Raw genomic sequence first — 16,875 nt, 5'->3', positions numbered from 1 at the left:
GGCAGCACATGAAGGAACATGCAGGCCATCATTGCGTTGCTGTTGCGACAACAGGAGACACACGATGACGCTTCCCGCCGATCCCATCCCCGGCCCCATTCCGCCAATCCAGCAACCGGTACCGGTCAAGGAGCCCGAGCCCGACCGGCTGCCGGACGAGGAGCCGTTGCCCAATCCCGATGAAAACCCGGAACCACCGCAGCAGGTGGAGCAACGTTGATCCAGCGCTCCGGAAAGGCGGCGGAAGGCACCGCCTTTCCCAGGCAGACCCAAAGGCTTGGCATGTAGAGCCTTAGGGGTCATCAAGCCTACGCCAACCCTCCCGCCGCCAAAGGCTTCCAGACTTGCTCCCGATCCGCATAGGCAGCCAGATCAATGCTGATCCGTGTGCCATTGCCGATCCGCCGCCGCAAAGCGCTGGCGGCGTCTGGGCCGGTTTGAAGACGACCACCATCGTGCAGAGCCTGCAGCCGGGAGCGCGAGACCTGCAGTTCGCCCGCCAGCAGGCGATCAAGCCGCATGCTGATCGCAAATGGCACGTTCAGCTGGATATCGAGCACCGTCCATCCGCATGTTTGGTTGAGCAGCTCCTTGCCAATGTCAAAGCCGGAAAACTCCTCGATGCGTTGCGATTTCCGCCGGAGCGCCTCGATGTTGAACGTTTCGGCCCTGATCCAATTCGCGTCGTTGGACTGCAGCGCCTCAAGGACGGTGGGATCGATATAGCCAACAGACTTGCGTTCGAAGATCGGCCGGTTCCAGGTCTTGTCGCAGATCAGGCATTTGTAGATCAGCCAGGCATCGAGCTTGCGTCCGTTGGCATTGAGCCGGATTTTGCCGCTGCTCTGAAATGGCCTTTGTAGTCCGCATCCGCTGCAGGCGATCCAGGGTTGGGGCGCCGTTTGCGGGGTGATGGTCCATCGGACCCGAAGTGTATTGCACATATCGTCTTGGTCTTCCGTTCGGAAGTCCACCAAGATGGTGCAGGAGAAACCCGTTGCGGGCGCGGCGTGGCGATGTTCTGGGCGGCTGAAGAGCTGAGACAGCGGAGCTGCACATGGCACATTGTAACAATGCCAGACCGGTCTCTCGCCACCACCCGATGAACACATCTGTACGCCGACGGCATTGCCATCGGACAATACGGGGTGAAACTGGATTGAGACCGGTATTACTTAGGCAAACTGCAACCTCTATGCGCCAACGCTCTTCGATGAAGAAAGTATCAAATGAACAGGCCGGTGTGGAGGCCTTTGGCGTGCAAGGAAGCGGAAAGATGTAGCATTGCGGCTATTCTGCAACTTTTGCGATGGCTGCAGACTTGACTTGGATCAATGAAGAGCCTCGTTAAAGCAGCCCTTTAAGACGCAAAAGCCCGAAAGCCGCCACTGTGGCAGCGTCTTTGATTTCGCCCCGCACAATCAACTCAATGACCGTCTCAATTGCAAAACCACGACTGATCAATCCCTGTTCTTCCGGGTCCAGGTTTGTTGAAAGTGGGCGCAGGCCGCGGGCGAGGAAAATATGGCAGCTCTGCGTCGAATACCCATATGCTTCGAAGAGTTGGCCGACATATGTCATTTCATCGGCAGCAAGACCCGTTTCCTCTCGCAGTTCGCCATGTGCCAGCTCAAGCGGATCAACACCCGCCTGCTCCTCCCAGGAGCCCTGAGGTAGCTCCCAACAGCGTTTTCCTACCGGATAACGAAACTGTTCAACCAGATAGACGGTACCGGTCGCATCGATAGGCACGATCAGAGAAAAGTCATTTTTCTCGACAACGCCGTAGACACCCCGCGAGCCATCCCGGCGCTCAACGATATCCTCCCGGACTGTCATCCAACGGTTCTGGTAAACAGTTTTGGTACTCAGCATCATGATTTCGGGCGCATCGTCAGTCATTTTCTTCCCTCACTTCGCTTGCCGATGGCGTGAATCATTCACGATTCCGAATAACCGATTTATAGAAAACTCTCGATAGAGAGAGACCTTCTGAGAACATCAAAATACAGGGGAATTCTGGGCTGCAAGCCGCAGGCATACGGACTATTGAAAATGAGGGGCACCGCCATGCGTCAAACCACGATTAGCAAAAAACGCCGTACCATCAGATATATGACTTTGGAGAGAATGGTACGGTTGGGTGGAATCGAACCACCGACCTCAGGATCCACAAACCTGCGCTCTAACCAACTGAGCTACAACCGCACAACACAGCGATGCACAGACATTATCATGTGCCGCTGAGGGGTCAAATACGGGCAGTCCGTCTTTTTTGCAAGCCATAACTTGCCCGTAGATGTGAAAAAACCGGGTAAAAAATCACCCGGTTCTGTTTGTCATGTTGCACGGTCAAAAACCGCGCCTGCAGAAATCAGTTCTTCTTGAAGCCGGAGATCGCCTTTTCGGCGGCATCCTTGCCTGGCTTCGTCACGGTTTCAGCAATCTTGCGGGTGGCTTCCTGCATCGACTTTGCCTGCTCCATGGCAAGCTCTGCCTGCTTGCGGATGAAGGCAGTCTGCAGTTCGAACAGTTCCGAAACCGACTTGACGCCGAGCAGCGCTTCCATGTGCGACAGCGAGTTTTCAGCATTGGTGCGCAGGGCATCGATCGCCTTGAGGCCGAGCTCGACGGAGCCGGACTGGGCGCTTTCGATCGTCGCTTCAACGGTCTTCGTTGCGTCTTCGGCGGCAGTCTTCATCTTGGAATAGGCTTCCTTGGACTGGGCAGCACCCTTTTCAGCGAAATCGCGAAAAGTTTCCGTGACCTTTGCCGGATCGAACGAGGCAAGCGAAAAGACGTCGTCGGTTTTCTTGGTAGCCATGATCTGCGCTCCTTGGTTTTGGGCCCTCTCATGAGGCGCCCATTGTGTGATGATGTCTATATAGGCGATTTACTTGTGCGATGCAACATATTTGTGCACTGCAGCATTCGTTAAAATCACCTGTATTAACCTTGCGCTGCGAAAGGCCGGTGCGCCATAGTCTGTAAGCTGGACCCTAGGCCGCCCGGCGTCTATTAATAGACTGTTAACAATCCCGCCCCTGTGGCGGTTGCGCAAACCAGGTCAGCCGATGCCCGCAAAATCGTATCCCTTTATCGACATCGCCGTTCATGAACGGGTGCGGGAGCATTTTGCCAAGGGCGATGCCGCCGTGCTGTTTTCCCCCGACATGAGCCAGGTGCTGTGGTCGAATGGCGAAGGCGCGTTCCTGTTCGGCTTGCCGTCGATCTACGATTTCATCGACAGCGGCGCCAACCGCAACGATGCCGCCTATCGCCAGATGGAGGCCGCCGCCCGGCAGTTGAAGCGCAGCGGCGATAGCCGGACGTTCCTGATGCGTATCGCGTCGGGTTTCCAGCGCGCGTCCGTCAGTGCCTCGGTCGAGATGATCTCCGTGCGGCCGGGTGAAACCGCCATCCTCTTTGCGGCCCCCCGCAGCGGCAAGCCGCTTGCCATTCACGACCGCGCCGCCCGGATGATCTCGGGCTTCGACGACCCCGACACGCATATGGCCGTTCTGGATGGCGACGGCGCCGTGCTTGCCGCCTCGCCCGGTTTTGCAGCACTGGCCATGACGCCGCAGACCTGCCGCTCGCTGGTAACAGCCGTTACCCGCGACAGCGACTGGCTGCTCAAGCGTCCGATCCCGACGGGCAAGGGCCATCTGCCGGCTGCCATTGGCAAGCTGTCGGAACGTCCCGCCCTGCATCTGCTGTTCGCGGTCGAAACCATTTTGGGCAACCTCGATCCCGGAACGGATTTTGAGGAAATTACAGATACCGATGAGACGCCAGCAGCGGCAGAGCCCGTTCTCAGCGAGGCCGCAGCGCCGCTTGCCTCACAGATGACCCTGCCCGCCGATGTCATCGACGAGATCAAGCAGATCGAGGAAATCGCCCCGGAAGACGATAGCTTTGTCGATCCGCATGATGACGCTGCGCCTGTGGCAGAGACCGAACAGCCTGCCGCTGAGGATTTTGTGGCTCCTGTTGAACCCGAGCCCGAAGAGGTAGCACCCCCTCGGGAATTGCCTTCCGATTCACAGTCGGAGCATATCGCCTCAGCAGTGGACGATCAGGACAAGGTTGCCGAAACCGATGCCCCCGAGGAAGCTGCCGTTCTGCCTGTAGCCGATGAAACCGTGACCGAGGAGATCGAGGTCGGCGAAACATTGGCGGCCGAGCCGGTCGAGGTGCTGCAAGAACCAGTCCAAGACAGTGTGGCGCTGGATGAAACGGCTGTGACTGACACCACCGGCGACACACCGATTGTCGAAACCACTGCGGATAGTGTGGCAGACGACGACGCCACAGTTCCAACCGATATCCCGCTTGAAGACACGCCTGCCGAACACGACGCACCAGAGCCCGTGCAGGGTTTCGTCTTCAACCCGAATAGCCGCGCGGTCCGTTTCGTCTGGAAGATCGATGCGGACGGGCGTTTCAGCGAGATTTCCGAGGAGTTTGCGACGGCGGTCGGGCCGAACTCCGCCGATATTACCGGCCAGAGTTTCAGCGATCTGGCGGACCGCTATCACCTAGACCCCGGCAATACGATCAGCGAGCTTTTGAAGCGGCGCGACACGTGGTCGGGAAAGACGATCTACTGGCCGGTCGAAGGCACCAGCCTGCAGGTTCCGGTCGATCTCGCCGCCCTTCCGACCTACTCGCGCAACCGCGAATTCGATGGCTTTCGCGGCTTCGGCATCGTGCGCGTGGCTGACACCGTCGATGACAAACAGGCCATGGGCCTGACGTTTGGCGCACAAGGTGCTGCCGAAGAGGCAGTTGCCGACCAGATTGACGACACGGCGCAGGAACTGTTGCCTGCCGATCCCGAGGTGGTGGCAGAAGACGCAGCCCCGCACGACACGACCGAAGAAGGTCCCACGGCAGCGGAGCCTATCGAAGCTTTAAGCGAACCGGCAGACAACACTGAGTCTGCAGCTGAACTTGAGACGCCTGAGCAAGGCGACGGAGAGCCGCTTGCCGAGGCCGGTGATGCGCTGACGGCGGCCGACGACCAGGAAGACCCTTTCCGTGGCGAGCGTCCGGCACTCAAACTGGTCCAGACTGCTGGGCGCCGCGCATCCGACAAGGTCGTCCAGCTCGACAATCACCGTCCGGGCACCGAACCCTTAAGCCGCAGCGAACAGGCCGCCTTTCGCGAAATCGCCCGTCAACTCGGCGAGAATTTCGGCAAGCGCCCGAATGAAAATGTGGCCGTCACAGATGTGCCTCCGGCTGCAAATCCGTCAGAAGATGATGCCGCACCGAAAATCGAGGCAATCTCCGAGGATGATCGTGCCGTCATCGCCGATGGCGCTGAGCAAACGGCCGAAAACACCGTGCCCGAGGCGCCTGCCTCGATCGTGCCTGCGCGCACCAGCGGCAACAGCAGCCTGACGCCGGAAATCCTCGACAACCTTCCGCTCGCTCTTCTGGTTCACAGCGGCGACGATCTGTTTCACGCCAATTCCGAATTTCTGGCGCTGACGGGCTATGCCGGTCTGGACGAACTGCGCGAGGAAGGCGGGATCGATGCCCTTTTCGCCGGTGACGAGGATGGCCTGTTCGACTTGCCGGATGGCACGATGATGCTGATCCGCAACGATGGCCAGCTCCTACCGGTCTCGGCGCGGCTGCAGTCAATCCGCTGGGAAGACAAGAACGCGCTGATGATGGCGCTTTCGGCAACTCAGACCGCACCAGCGCCTGTGGCTGCGGAAATCCCGCCGGCGGATGCTGTCGAAGAGCCGACTGACGCGCCGGAAATCCAGTCGCTGCGCATGGAAGCCGAAGAACTCCGTTCCATCCTCGAGACGGCAACGGACGGCGTCGTCGTCGTCGGCGGCGAGGGCGAAATCCGCTCGGTCAACCGCTCGGCGAGCGCCCTGTTCAACTATGACGACGGCGAAATCCGTGGCAAACCGTTCGCCATGCTGTTTGCCCATGAGAGCCAGAAGGCTGTTCTCGATTACCTCGCCGGTCTTTCCGGCCATGGTGTCGCCAGCGTGCTCAACGACGGCCGCGAAGTGATCGGCCGCGAAGCGTCCGGCGGTTTCATTCCGCTGTTCATGACCATGGGCCGCCTGTCCTCCTCCAACGGGTTCTGCGCCGTCATCCGTGACATTACTCAGTGGAAGCGGACGGAAGAGGAACTGCGCAACGCCAAGCGGGCCGCTGAAACGGCCAATGCCCATAAGAGCGATTTCCTTGCCCGCGTCAGCCATGAAATCCGCACGCCGCTCAACGCGATCATCGGTTTTTCCGACATGATGGCGAGCGAGCATTTCGGCCCGATCGGCAATCCGCGCTATGTCGAATATGCCGGGGATATTGGCCGCTCCGGCCGCCATGTGCTCGATATCGTCAACGACCTACTCGATATTTCGAAGATCGAAGCCGGCGAGATGGATCTCGAATTCACCGCCGTCGAGATCAACGATGCCGTGTCCGAGGCCGTCGCTCTCGTGCAACCGCAAGCCAACAGCCAGCGCGTCATTATCCGCACCTCGCTGTCCGGTTCGGTGCCAAACGTGGTTGCCGACAATCGGTCGATCAAGCAGATCGCGCTGAACATTCTGTCGAATGCCATCCGCTTCACCCCGTCTGGCGGCCAGATCGTCGTTTCGACCGCCTATGAGGCCAATGGCAGCGTCATCCTGCGCATCCGCGACACCGGCGTCGGCATGACCCGCACCGAGCTTGAACAGGCGATGAAACCGTTCCGACAGGTCACCACCGGCGCACGCAAGCGCGGCGACGGCACCGGCCTTGGCCTGCCGCTGACCAAGGCGATGGCAGAGGCAAACCGGGCCCAGTTCTCGATCAACTCGGCGCCAAACGAGGGCACACTGGTGGAGATTTCCTTCCCGTCGCAGCGGGTTCTGGCCAACTAGTCTAGCGGCCAGTCCGAACTCCCGAAAATTCGGACAAAAAAGAGGCAGCTGGAAAGCTGCCTCGATAAGTTAAATGCTAAAACAGGTGCTCGAGAGGTAATGACATCATGTCTGCGCCGGCATCTCTGCCAAAGCCACCCCACATCGGGTGGCCTCAAGTTGAGATCAACATGCGCTGCCATTCGTAAACAAAACCTTTCCAGCCGACCCGCAAATTTTAAGCATCGGCCCGTAAGACCTAAGCTTTGGTTAATTCGGCGAGCCCCAAATCGTTAACGCGGAGCGTCAGCTTCCAAGCTCGGCCAGGTTGGCATAAAGATCGAGTGCTTCCGGGTTGGCGAGCGCTTCCTTGTTTTTGACCACACGGCCATGCACGACTTCGCGCACCGCAAGCTCGACGATCTTGCCGGATTTGGTGCGTGGTATATCGGTGACGGCGATGATCTTGGCCGGGACGTGGCGCGGTGAGGCGCCGCTGCGGATCCTCGACTTGATCGCCTTCACCAGATCGTCGTTCAAGACGATGCCTGTCGCCAGCCGTACGAACAGGATGACACGAACGTCGTCATCCCAGTCCTGGCCGATGCAGATGGCCTCGGCCACCTCGTCCATCTGTTCGACCTGATTGTAGATTTCCGCCGTGCCGATGCGCACGCCGCCGGGGTTGAGCGTCGCATCCGAGCGGCCGTGAATGACGATGCCGCCATGTTCGGTCCATTCGGCAAAATCGCCATGGCACCAGATATTGTCGAAGCGCTCGAAGTAGGCCGCCTTGTATTTGGCGCCTTCCAGGTCGTTCCAGAACATCACCGGCATGGAGGGAAACGCTCTTGTGCAGACGAGTTCGCCCTTTTCCTGGCGCACCGGCTGGCCTTCGTCGTTCCAGACATCCATAGCAAGACCGAGCCCCGGCCCCTGAATTTCGCCGCGCCACACCGGCTTCAGCGGATTGCCGAGCACGAAGCAGGAGACGATATCGGTTCCACCGGAAATCGACGCCAGCTGAACATCCGGCTTGATGCCTTCATAAACGAAGGAGAAGCCTTCCGGCGACAGCGGCGAGCCGGTCGAGGTCATCAGCCGTAGTGACGAGAGGTCATGCGTCGAGACCGGGGTGAAGCCGCCCTTGCGCACGGCGTCGATATATTTTGCCGACGTGCCGAAGATGGCGAACTGCTCATCGCGGGCATAATCGAACAGGACATTGCCGTCGGGATGGAACGGCGAACCATCGAACAGGCAGAGCGTGGCGCCAAGGGCAAGCCCGGAGACCAGCCAGTTCCACATCATCCAGCCGCAGGTGGTGAAGTAGAACAGCTTTTCGCCCTCCTTCAGCCCGCAATGGAAGCGATGCTCCTTCAGGTGCTGCAGCAAAGTGCCGCCTGCTGAGTGGACAATGCACTTTGGAACGCCGGTGGTGCCGGACGAGAAGAGAATATAGAGCGGATGACCGAAAGGCAGTGCGACGAATTCAAGCGTCCTGGCAGTAAAAGGCTTGATGAAGTCGGAAAGCGTCCTACCATTTTCCAACGAGGCCGCAAGCGCTTCCGCATCGCCGGCATAGGGAATGATCAGCACCGGCACGCCGAGCTTCTGTGCGACAGCCTGCACCTTGGCGGCAACGTCCTGGCGTTTGCCGGCGTACCAGTAGCCGTCACAGGTAATGAACAGCTTGGGTTCGATCTGACCGAAACGGTCGAGCACGCCTTGTTCGCCGAAATCGGGAGAACAGGACGACCAGATGGCACCGATGGAAGCGGCGGCCAGCATCAGCGCGATGGTTTCCGGCATGTTCGGCATCATCGCCGCAACGCGGTCGCCTTTGCCGATGCCCTGCGCTTTCAAGGCCTGCTGCAGTCTTGAAACCAAAGCCCGCAGCTCATCAAAGGACATGCGCGACTGCGCCTTGTCTTCACCCCGGAAAACCAGAGCGTCGCCGCTGCCGGTATGGCGTAGAAGGTTCTCGGCGAAATTGAGCGTGGCGTCAGGGAAAAACCGTGCCTCCAGCATCACATCGCCATGGATCAGGGCACGTTCGCCGCGATTGCCGATGACGCCGCAATGATCCCAGACGCCAGTCCAGAAATCGGCGCGCTCGGTGATCGACCAGTCATGGAACGCGTCATAGTCTGCAAACGTCTTCGAGAAGCGTTGTCCGCACCAGTCGATGAACGCCTTCATCGGCGTCTGTTCGATGAATTCTGCCGACGGTGTCCAAAGGGGCCGATCTGACTGCATTTTTTCCTCCGCTTCCCAAGCCAGCCTCTATATCATGCTGCGACGCAAGATAAACAGGCCGGACAAATGATGGCTGTGGCAGTTGCGACATTTTGCGTGTCAACCGTTTGATTTCTGAGCGGTGAAAGCCTATCCAGAGGCCCTCAAACCGATTGAAAGTGCCCCGGACGCCCATGAGGCCATTCTTCACCATCGCCAGCAGAAAAATCGGATGGCAGGCATTTTTCATGTCGCGTACCGTCGCATGGCTTCTTGTCGGCGTGGTCGTGCTCACCGCTCTGTTCAAAATCGCCTTGCCGCTGTTCGTCTCGACAGCCAGTGTCAAGACGAACATGGAGGACGTGCTATCCTCGTGGACGGGCGCGCGGGCCAATATTGCCGGTGATCCACAGATCAGCTTCTGGCCGCATCCGGTCCTGACGCTGCGCAATGTCACCTTCGAAGGCGGCGATGCGGCAGCACCGGAACTTTTGGCGAAGGCCGACGCGATTGCAGCCGGTTTCGACATCCTCGCCGCCCTGCGTGGCACGCCGGTCTTTTATGATTTCCATCTGGTCAATCCGGTTTTCAATGTGGAGCGCCGGCTCGACGGAACGTTCAACTGGCGCCGCGCCGGCTGGATGGCCGATGCCATCGCCGACGCTGCTGGCAAGACACCGTCCAGCGCCCGCAACACGCCGATCGGCGATGTCGAGATCGTCAACGGTACGCTCGAATTGACCGACCGCGTGACCTCAAGCACGCATCGCATCAGCGCGATCACCGGATCCGTGCAGTGGCGGACCCCGACCACGCGGATGACAGCGGAACTTTCGGCGCTGATGAATGGTGAAAAGGTTCAAGGAACCATCACCTGCAATGAACCATTGATGCTGCTTTCAGGACAGAACAGCACGTTTCAGGCATCGTTCACCTCGCTGCCGCTGACCTTCAGTTTCGACGGCAGTGGCAATGCCTCAAGCCGTCCCTTCGCCATCGGGCAACTTCAGCTGAAAGCAAAATCGGTGGGCGCGCTTCTGGCCTGGGTCAAAGACGAGCCGCAACCGGTTGCGACAACCGGATCGGTCAGCATCGATACCAGCGTGACCATGTCGGCACAGACATTGAAGATGGACAACCTTTCGCTGTCTCTGGATGACGCCAATGCGACCGGCGTTCTCGGCATGGTGTGGTATCCGTCTCGCGGCCCACGTATCGATGGCACGCTGGCCTTTGACCGGCTGGACCTGACGCCGCTTCTTTCATCGGTTTTCCCGCTTCGTCCGGAGGCAGGCGCCGCGGATGGGCCGGAAATGGCTTTGCTCAAGCAGATCAGCCTTGATCTTCGCCTGTCGGCGCAGGAGATCAGTTATGGGCCGGCTGCCCTGACGGATGTCGCCGCCGGTATCATGGTGGAAAACGGCCGGGCATCCATCGATATTGGCGATGGCACCTTCGCCGAGGGCTCGCTCAGCGGCCGCATCGCCCTTGCCAATGACGGCGCCGACGGCGGGCAGGTGCAGCTTGCGCTGAAGAATGCCGATCTCGCGCCCGTTGCGGCAAGTCTCGGCCTCGCAGGACCGTTGCCACTTGGCCGGGGCATGCTGAGCGTTGATCTGTCAACCACCGAACCCCTGTCAAAAATGACGGTGGACGGTGTTTCCGGAAAATTTCTTTACGCAGCGAACAACGGCACCGTGGTGAATTTTGACCTGCCGGAATTCGCGCGGCTTGCCATGCTGGGCCAGGTTTTCAACGTCAGCCACGCCACCAATGGTTCGTTCGCCTTTACCAGGGCGGACATCGTTGGAACCATGCGCAAGGGCGTTGTCGAACTGACTACGGCTGATATCACCGGCGATGGAAAGACGGTGTCACTTGCCGGAACCCTTCCCTTCACGAATGGGAAACTTGCGCTTGCCGGTGCCATCCGGTCAGACGATCCCGCAACACCTGCCATGCGCTTCTTTGCCGATGGTTCCTGGCCGAACCCGGTCATTTCCCCCCTGCCCGCGCGCACCACGCAGCCATAAGCAGGTCCGATCGACTTTACCGCAGGGCGTTCTAAGATAAGCAGGCGAATCAGCTCACAGGAGATGTGTCCGTGCTGCGTTTCCTTGCCGCCCTGCTCAAGATCGCGCTGGCATCGTTGTTGACGGGTGCCGGGCTGTCGATCTTCAACATATCGTCAGCGCAAATCCTCGAGCAGGCCGGACTGACGCCAGATGTGCTGTGGGCACATCTGCTACGCTTTACCAGTTGGGCGCTGCCCAACATCATGCTGGGATCGATGATCGTGCTGCCGATCTGGCTGCTGACCTATGTCTTCCTGCCGCCGCGCGAAAGAGAACGCGAGCGCGACTAACGCGCCCGCCATGTTCGCATCAGTGCGCGAACGCTGCCTGCTCGTCCTTGACGCGCTGGATCTCCCGGCGGCGCGAGACCACAGAGGCGATCAGCACGCCGATTGCGACGATGCCGATCAGGATGGTGCAGACGGCATTGATCTCCGGCGTCACGCCCAATCGGACCTGGCTGTAGATCCGCATCGGCAGCGTTGTGGCGCCGGGGCCGGACGTGAAGCTGGAAATCACCAGATCGTCTAGCGACAGCGTGAACGCAAGCACCCAGCCGGAAAAGACCGCTGGCGCGATGACGGGCAAGGTCACCTGCAGGAAGGTAGCGACCGGCGTGGCGCCGAGGTCCATCGCGGCTTCTTCGATCGAGCGATCGAAACTCAAAAGCCGGGATTGCACGACAACGGCGACGAAGCACATGGTGAAAGTGATATGCGCCAATGTCAGCGTCCAGAAGCCGCGATCGAAACCGATGGCGACGAACAGCAGCAGCATCGACAGGCCGGTGATGACTTCCGGCATGACCAGCGGCGCGTAGATCATCCCGGAGAACAGCATGCGGCCGCGAAACCGCGTGTAGCGGGTCATGGCAAGTGCTGCCAGCGTGCCGAGAACCGTGGCGACGGTCGCCGAGATCAGACCAACGCGGATGGTCACCCACGCGGCATCGAGAAGCGCCTGGTTGTGGAACAGCTGCACATACCATTTGGTCGAGAAGCCCGCCCAGACGGTGACCAGCTTGGACTCGTTGAAGGAGAAGACCACCAGCAACACGATCGGCAGATAGAGAAAGGCAAAACCGATGACAATCGAGGCGATATTGAAACGGGACCAGCGCTGCATGACTATCTCCCCTCCGCGTCGGCTTTGGACTGCGCATGCTGGAAGAACATGATCGGCACCACGAGAATCAGCAGCAGAATGGTCGCCACGGCAGCGGACACCGGCCAGTCACGATTGGCATTGAACTCGTTCCACAAGGTCTTGCCGATCATCAGCGTCTCGGAGCCGCCGAGCAGGTCTGGGATAACGAATTCGCCGACAGCCGGGATGAAGACCAGCATGCAGCCGGCAACTACGCCGGGCAGCGACAGCGGAAATGTGACGCGCCAAAACGCCCGGATCGGTGTGCAGCCAAGATCCTGCGCCGCCTCCGTCAGGCTGTGGTCCATCTTTTCCAGCGACGAATAGATCGGCAGCACCATGAACGGCAGGTAGGAATAGACGATGCCGATATAGATCGCCCAGTTGGTGTTGAGGATGATCAGCGGCTGATCGATCACGCCGAGCGTCAGAAGCAGTTGGTTGAGCAGTCCTTCTGGCTTCAGGATGGCAATCCAGGCGTAGACGCGGATCAGAAAGCTGGTCCAGAACGGCAGGATGACCAGCATCAACAGCGTCGGGCGGATGGTGCTTGGGGCCTGCGCCATGCCATAGGCCACCGGATAGGCGATCAACAGCGTCAGGAATGTCGAGACGCCGGCGATCCAGAGGCTGGAGATATAGGCCTTGGTGTAGAGCGCGTCCTCGGTCAACCAGATATAATTGTCGATCGAGAACTGCTTGATATTGTCGATGAAGCCGCCAAAACCGGAGGCGAGGTCGAACACCGGCAGATAGGGCGGCATCGCGACCGCGGTTTCCGACAGCGAAATCCGGATGACGATGAAAAACGGTATCAGGAAGAAGAACAGCAACCAGGCATAGGGGATGACGATCACCAGCCGGTTGAACAAAGCCGATCCGAATTTTGCCATGGCTTCAATCCTTCAGCACGACGCCGGCATTTTCATCGAAGGAAATCCAGACTTCCTGATCGTAGCCCAGTGGGTCCTCGACGGCGCGCACCGCATTGAGCGACGAGGCCTTGATCACCTTGCCATCCTTCAGCTTGACGTGAAAAACCGTCATGTCGCCGAGATAGCCGATGTCCCAGATTTCACCCTGCGCGGCATTGAGCGGCGCGCAGGCGGGCCGGTCGCGGCCGACGCGGATCTTTTCCGGGCGGACGGCAAAGCCGGCCTTTGCGCCAACAGCAGGCGGTTCGGTCGAGGCGACGCGGACGGTAAAGCCGGTTTGCGTGGCAATCTCGACAGTACCGTTGCCAGCGGACGAGACCGTACCGTCGAAAATATTCACATCGCCAATGAAATCAGCGACGAAACGCGAATTGGGCGCTTCATAGATTTCCGGCGGTGTGGCGACTTGCACGACCTTGCCATGCGCCATGACGGCGATGCGGTCGGCCATGGTCATCGCTTCTTCCTGGTCGTGGGTGACGACGACAAAGGTCAGGCCAAGCTCCTGCTGCAGGTCCATCAGTTCGAATTGGGTTTCCTCGCGCAGCTTCTTGTCGAGCGCGCCAAGCGGCTCGTCCAGCAGAAGCACCTTCGGGCGCTTGGCGAGCGAACGGGCAAGCGCCACGCGCTGACGCTGACCACCGGAGAGTTGGTGCGGTTTGCGTTTGGCGAACTTGTCGAGCTTGACCAGCTTCAGCATTTGCTCGACACGCGCGGCAATATCGGCCTTCGGCATGCCGTCCTGCTTCAGGCCGAAGGCGATGTTGTTTTCGACCGTCATATGCGGAAACAGCGCATAGGACTGGAACATCATGTTGACCGGCCGCTTGTAGGGCGGGATGCCGGCAAGGCTCTGTCCGTCGAGGATGATTTCGCCCGAGGTCGGCTGTTCGAAACCGGCCAGCATGCGCAGCAGCGTTGACTTGCCGCAGCCGGACGCACCGAGCAGCGCGAAGAACTCGCGCGGATAAATGTTCAGCGACAGATCATCGACCGCAACGAAATCACCGAACTTCTTGGTGACGTTCTTGACGGCGATGAACGGTACGGAATTGGGATCTGCCCATGGAGCGAAGGACCGCCGGATACTGCCAAGTGACTTCATCATCTATCCCCGAATGACATGCACAAACGGCGCCGTCCCCAGCGCCACAAAAGAAAATTGCCCGGATTTCAGGTCCGGGCAACTCTTTTCGACTTACTGGCCGGTAACCACCTTGGTCCAGAGCCGCGTCACCAGACGCTGCGATTTGGCGTCATAGGGTGTGACCGTGAAGAGCTTGGCGAGCACCTCCGGCGTCGGATAGATCGCGGTATCGTCAAGGACTTCCTTGTCGATGAACTGCTGCGAAGCCTTATTGCCATTGGCGTAGAACACCACGTTCGATGCCTTGGCGACGACTTCCGGCTTCATCATGTAGTTCAGGAATTCATGGGCCTCGGCGACATGCGGCGCATCGGCCGGGATGGCCATGACGTCAAACCACATCTGCGCGCCGGTCGGCGGGATGACATAGTTGACCGTCACGCCGGCTTTGGCTTCGGCGGCGCGATCGCGTGCCTGGAAGACGTCGCCGGAATAGCCGACAGCAAGGCAAATATCGCCATTGGCGAGCGCGTTGATATATTCCGACGAGTGGAACTTGCGAACGTAGGGACGGATGGAGGTCAGCAACTCCTCCGCCTTCTTCAGGTCGTCCGGGGTGCGGCTATCGGGATCGAGACCCAGATAGGCGAGCGCCGAAGGCAAAACGTCGGAGGCGGAATCAAGGATGTGGATGCCACAATCCTTGAACTTGGCGGCCACTTCCGGCTTGAAGATCACGTCCCAGGTCGGCGCTTCGTCGGTACCGAGGATCTGCTTCACCTTCTCGACATTGTAGCCGATGCCGGTGGTGCCCCACATGTAGTCGACGGCGTATTCGTTGCCGGGGTCGTATTTCTGGATGCGCTCGGAAATCAGGTCCCACATGTTGGACAGGTTCGGCAGCTTCGACTTGTCGAGCTTCTGGAAGACGCCGGCGGCAATCTGGCGCTGCAGGAAGCTCGCCGTCGGCACGACGACGTCATAGCCGGTGCCGCCTGCCAGCAGCTTGGTTTCAAGGATCTCGTTGCTGTCGAAGACGTCATAGACGACCTTGATACCGGTTTCCTTGGTGAAGTCTTCGAGAATGCTGGCATCGATATAATCGGACCAGTTGTAGACATTGACCACGCGCTCCTGCGCGGTGGCAATCGTTGCGGACCCACTGAGGATCAACGCGGCAAAGGCGGTGGCAATCGTACGCGACATAGAATTCCCCTTGGTTTTATCGGGTCAGTCCAGGCACGCCGCCGTCGCCTGCCTGTCTTCCCCTCCGTATGCGCGTTTGGAAGTTAGGCATGTTTTCCAACAACCACAAGCGCTTTTACTGGTCCCGCGCGAACCATCCAGCAACATCCTGGATTTTAGCGGTCCCTGCCAAAAGCCGAATCTTTTCAGTACGCCATGGCCAACCAGTGGCCGGCGAGAGCGGGCAGCCCAAGAGAATTAACCATAAGCTTAGATCGATCCCGAACCACCGCGTTTACGATTGCTTAACCATGCCCGGGATGCGATTTTGCGCCGCAACGGTTGTGCGTTCGGAGTTGGTCATCATGAGTGTGAAGTCGCAGCGGATTGATCCACGGGAACTGAAGCGGCTGTCGGTGCTGCAATCCCATCGGACACTTCTGGCCATCGGCTTCGACTGGGCGTTGATTGCCGGCGCCATCGCCTTCAGCAAATATATGCAACATCCGCTTGCCTATTTCGCCGCTGTCTTGGTCATTGCCGGACGCATGCACGCCTTCGGCTGCCTGATGCACGAGGCGGCCCATTACCGCATCATCAAGAACCGCAAAATCAGCGACTGGATGAGTGACCTGCTTCTGGCATGGCCGATCATGGCGACCGTCGATGGCTACCGGATGAACCACCTTGCCCATCACCAGCACACCAATACCGATGACGATCCGGATTGGGCCGCCAAGCTCGGCATGACGCAATTCACCTTTCCGCAAAAGGTCTGGCGCGGCGTGGTGCAACTGCTCGGCTATCTCGTCGCGGTGAACTCCGTTCGCGACATCCTGCATATGGCAAAACGCATCGCCAAGCATGACCGCTCGACCCGGACCTACAAGCTGCTGCGGATCGGCTTCTACGCCGCTGCCGCCATTATCTTCTCGGTGTTCGGGCTCTGGACGGATGTCACGCTCTACTGGCTGGTGCCGTTCTTCACCTTCTTCTGCCTGTTCCTCTATGTCCGCAGCGTCGCCGAGCATTTCGGCAGCATGGATTATTCCGATGAACTGGGCAGCTCGCGCACGGTCTATCCCTATCTCTGGGAAAAACTGTTCTTTGCGCCCCACAACATCAACTACCATCTGGAGCACCATCTTTATCCTGGCGTGCCGTATTACAACCTGCCGGAACTGCATGGGATCCTGATGAAGAACCCGACTTACGCCGCCAAGGCGCATATCACCCGCGGCTATACGACAGGCCTTGCTTCAGAGTGTTTTGCGCCAAATGCGCCGCTGCTGCCGGCCCATCATCCGGTCAGCTACTGACCTGGC

At 59.2% G+C, this 16,875-nt stretch carries 13 protein-coding genes and 1 tRNA gene; 5 read left to right on the top strand and 9 right to left on the bottom strand.

The window, feature by feature from the left end:
* Nucleotides 1-64 precede the first annotated feature (64 nt).
* Nucleotides 65-220, top strand: coding sequence for a hypothetical protein (locus ACQY8Q_RS16790; RefSeq protein ID WP_428427607.1), 156 nt, complete (start codon nt 65-67; stop codon nt 218-220).
* Nucleotides 221-308: 88 nt separating this feature from the next.
* On the opposite strand, the gene ACQY8Q_RS16785 is transcribed toward ACQY8Q_RS16790, so the two are convergent.
* The 4 genes from ACQY8Q_RS16785 to ACQY8Q_RS16770 all read right to left on the bottom strand — a co-directional run bounded on the left by ACQY8Q_RS16785 (nt 309) and on the right by ACQY8Q_RS16770 (nt 2,824).
* On the bottom strand, nt 309-944 hold the full coding sequence (locus ACQY8Q_RS16785; RefSeq protein WP_428429806.1) for a DUF1062 domain-containing protein: 636 nt from the start codon (nt 942-944) through the stop codon (nt 309-311).
* A 403-nt stretch (nt 945-1,347) separates the two neighbouring features.
* Nucleotides 1,348-1,902: an NUDIX domain-containing protein gene (locus tag ACQY8Q_RS16780; protein ID WP_428427606.1), complete on the bottom strand. Its 555-nt coding sequence runs from the start codon at nt 1,900-1,902 to the stop codon at nt 1,348-1,350.
* Nucleotides 1,903-2,131: 229 nt separating this feature from the next.
* Nucleotides 2,132-2,208: transfer RNA gene (locus ACQY8Q_RS16775), tRNA-His, on the bottom strand.
* 166 nt (nt 2,209-2,374) lie between these two features.
* Nucleotides 2,375-2,824, bottom strand: coding sequence for a phasin (locus tag ACQY8Q_RS16770; RefSeq protein ID WP_113314172.1), 450 nt, complete (start codon nt 2,822-2,824; stop codon nt 2,375-2,377).
* A 250-nt stretch (nt 2,825-3,074) separates the two neighbouring features.
* On the opposite strand from ACQY8Q_RS16770, the gene ACQY8Q_RS16765 reads away from it, so the two are divergent.
* A complete protein-coding gene (locus ACQY8Q_RS16765) occupies nt 3,075-6,905 on the top strand; it encodes an ATP-binding protein (protein WP_428427605.1) in 3,831 nt (1,276 codons plus the stop codon).
* 285 nt (nt 6,906-7,190) lie between these two features.
* Here the strand turns inward: ACQY8Q_RS16765 and ACQY8Q_RS16760 are convergent, their stop codons facing one another.
* The gene (locus ACQY8Q_RS16760; RefSeq protein WP_428427604.1) at nt 7,191-9,143 is read right to left on the bottom strand and encodes an acetoacetate--CoA ligase; all 1,953 of its coding nucleotides are present in this window, start codon (nt 9,141-9,143) and stop codon (nt 7,191-7,193) included.
* A gap of 227 nt (nt 9,144-9,370) precedes the next feature.
* Between ACQY8Q_RS16760 and ACQY8Q_RS16755 the strand changes: the two genes are divergently transcribed.
* Both ACQY8Q_RS16755 and ACQY8Q_RS16750 read left to right on the top strand, forming a co-directional pair.
* Nucleotides 9,371-11,155, top strand: coding sequence for an AsmA family protein (locus ACQY8Q_RS16755; RefSeq protein WP_428427603.1), 1,785 nt, complete (start codon nt 9,371-9,373; stop codon nt 11,153-11,155).
* 71 nt (nt 11,156-11,226) lie between these two features.
* A complete protein-coding gene (locus ACQY8Q_RS16750) occupies nt 11,227-11,487 on the top strand; it encodes a DUF6460 domain-containing protein (protein WP_428427602.1) in 261 nt (86 codons plus the stop codon).
* Nucleotides 11,488-11,506: 19 nt separating this feature from the next.
* On the opposite strand, the gene ACQY8Q_RS16745 is transcribed toward ACQY8Q_RS16750, so the two are convergent.
* The 4 genes from ACQY8Q_RS16745 to ACQY8Q_RS16730 form a co-directional block, all read right to left on the bottom strand.
* Nucleotides 11,507-12,322: an ABC transporter permease gene (locus tag ACQY8Q_RS16745; protein WP_428427601.1), complete on the bottom strand. Its 816-nt coding sequence runs from the start codon at nt 12,320-12,322 to the stop codon at nt 11,507-11,509.
* A 2-nt stretch (nt 12,323-12,324) separates the two neighbouring features.
* A complete protein-coding gene (locus tag ACQY8Q_RS16740) occupies nt 12,325-13,236 on the bottom strand; it encodes an ABC transporter permease subunit (protein ID WP_428427600.1) in 912 nt (303 codons plus the stop codon).
* 4 nt (nt 13,237-13,240) lie between these two features.
* Nucleotides 13,241-14,383, bottom strand: coding sequence for an ABC transporter ATP-binding protein (locus tag ACQY8Q_RS16735; protein ID WP_428429805.1), 1,143 nt, complete (start codon nt 14,381-14,383; stop codon nt 13,241-13,243).
* A gap of 93 nt (nt 14,384-14,476) precedes the next feature.
* Complete coding sequence (locus tag ACQY8Q_RS16730; protein ID WP_428427599.1) at nt 14,477-15,571, bottom strand: polyamine ABC transporter substrate-binding protein; 1,095 nt, start codon at nt 15,569-15,571, stop codon at nt 14,477-14,479.
* 344 nt (nt 15,572-15,915) lie between these two features.
* Here ACQY8Q_RS16730 and ACQY8Q_RS16725 point away from each other — a divergent pair, with 344 nt between their 5' ends.
* Nucleotides 15,916-16,869, top strand: a complete 954-nt coding sequence (locus ACQY8Q_RS16725; RefSeq protein WP_428427598.1) for a fatty acid desaturase family protein — start codon at nt 15,916-15,918, stop codon at nt 16,867-16,869.
* The last annotated feature ends 6 nt before the right edge of the window (nt 16,870-16,875 follow it).

The sequence above is a fragment of the Pararhizobium sp. genome, from assembly GCF_965279435.1.
GTDB lineage: Bacteria > Pseudomonadota > Alphaproteobacteria > Rhizobiales > Rhizobiaceae > Pararhizobium.
The sequence above is the reverse complement of the archived record's forward strand: the minus strand, read 5'-3'. Positions and strand labels throughout refer to the sequence as shown.

Bases quoted from the DNA above. Each gene is read 5' to 3' on its own strand.
- ACQY8Q_RS16755 (WP_428427603.1), top strand. From the start codon at position 9,371: ATGTCGCGTACCGTCGCATGGCTTCTTGTCGGCGTGGTCGTGCTCACC.
- ACQY8Q_RS16780 (WP_428427606.1), bottom strand. From the start codon at position 1,902: ATGACTGACGATGCGCCCGAAATCATGATGCTGAGTACCAAAACTGTT.
- ACQY8Q_RS16765 (WP_428427605.1), top strand. From the start codon at position 3,075: ATGCCCGCAAAATCGTATCCCTTTATCGACATCGCCGTTCATGAACGG.
- ACQY8Q_RS16745 (WP_428427601.1), bottom strand. From the start codon at position 12,322: ATGCAGCGCTGGTCCCGTTTCAATATCGCCTCGATTGTCATCGGTTTT.
- ACQY8Q_RS16785 (WP_428429806.1), bottom strand. From the start codon at position 944: ATGTGCAATACACTTCGGGTCCGATGGACCATCACCCCGCAAACGGCG.
- ACQY8Q_RS16735 (WP_428429805.1), bottom strand. From the start codon at position 14,383: ATGAAGTCACTTGGCAGTATCCGGCGGTCCTTCGCTCCATGGGCAGAT.
- ACQY8Q_RS16790 (WP_428427607.1), top strand. From the start codon at position 65: ATGACGCTTCCCGCCGATCCCATCCCCGGCCCCATTCCGCCAATCCAG.
- ACQY8Q_RS16760 (WP_428427604.1), bottom strand. From the start codon at position 9,143: ATGCAGTCAGATCGGCCCCTTTGGACACCGTCGGCAGAATTCATCGAA.
- ACQY8Q_RS16770 (WP_113314172.1), bottom strand. From the start codon at position 2,824: ATGGCTACCAAGAAAACCGACGACGTCTTTTCGCTTGCCTCGTTCGAT.
- ACQY8Q_RS16740 (WP_428427600.1), bottom strand. From the start codon at position 13,236: ATGGCAAAATTCGGATCGGCTTTGTTCAACCGGCTGGTGATCGTCATC.
- ACQY8Q_RS16725 (WP_428427598.1), top strand. From the start codon at position 15,916: ATGAGTGTGAAGTCGCAGCGGATTGATCCACGGGAACTGAAGCGGCTG.
- ACQY8Q_RS16730 (WP_428427599.1), bottom strand. From the start codon at position 15,571: ATGTCGCGTACGATTGCCACCGCCTTTGCCGCGTTGATCCTCAGTGGG.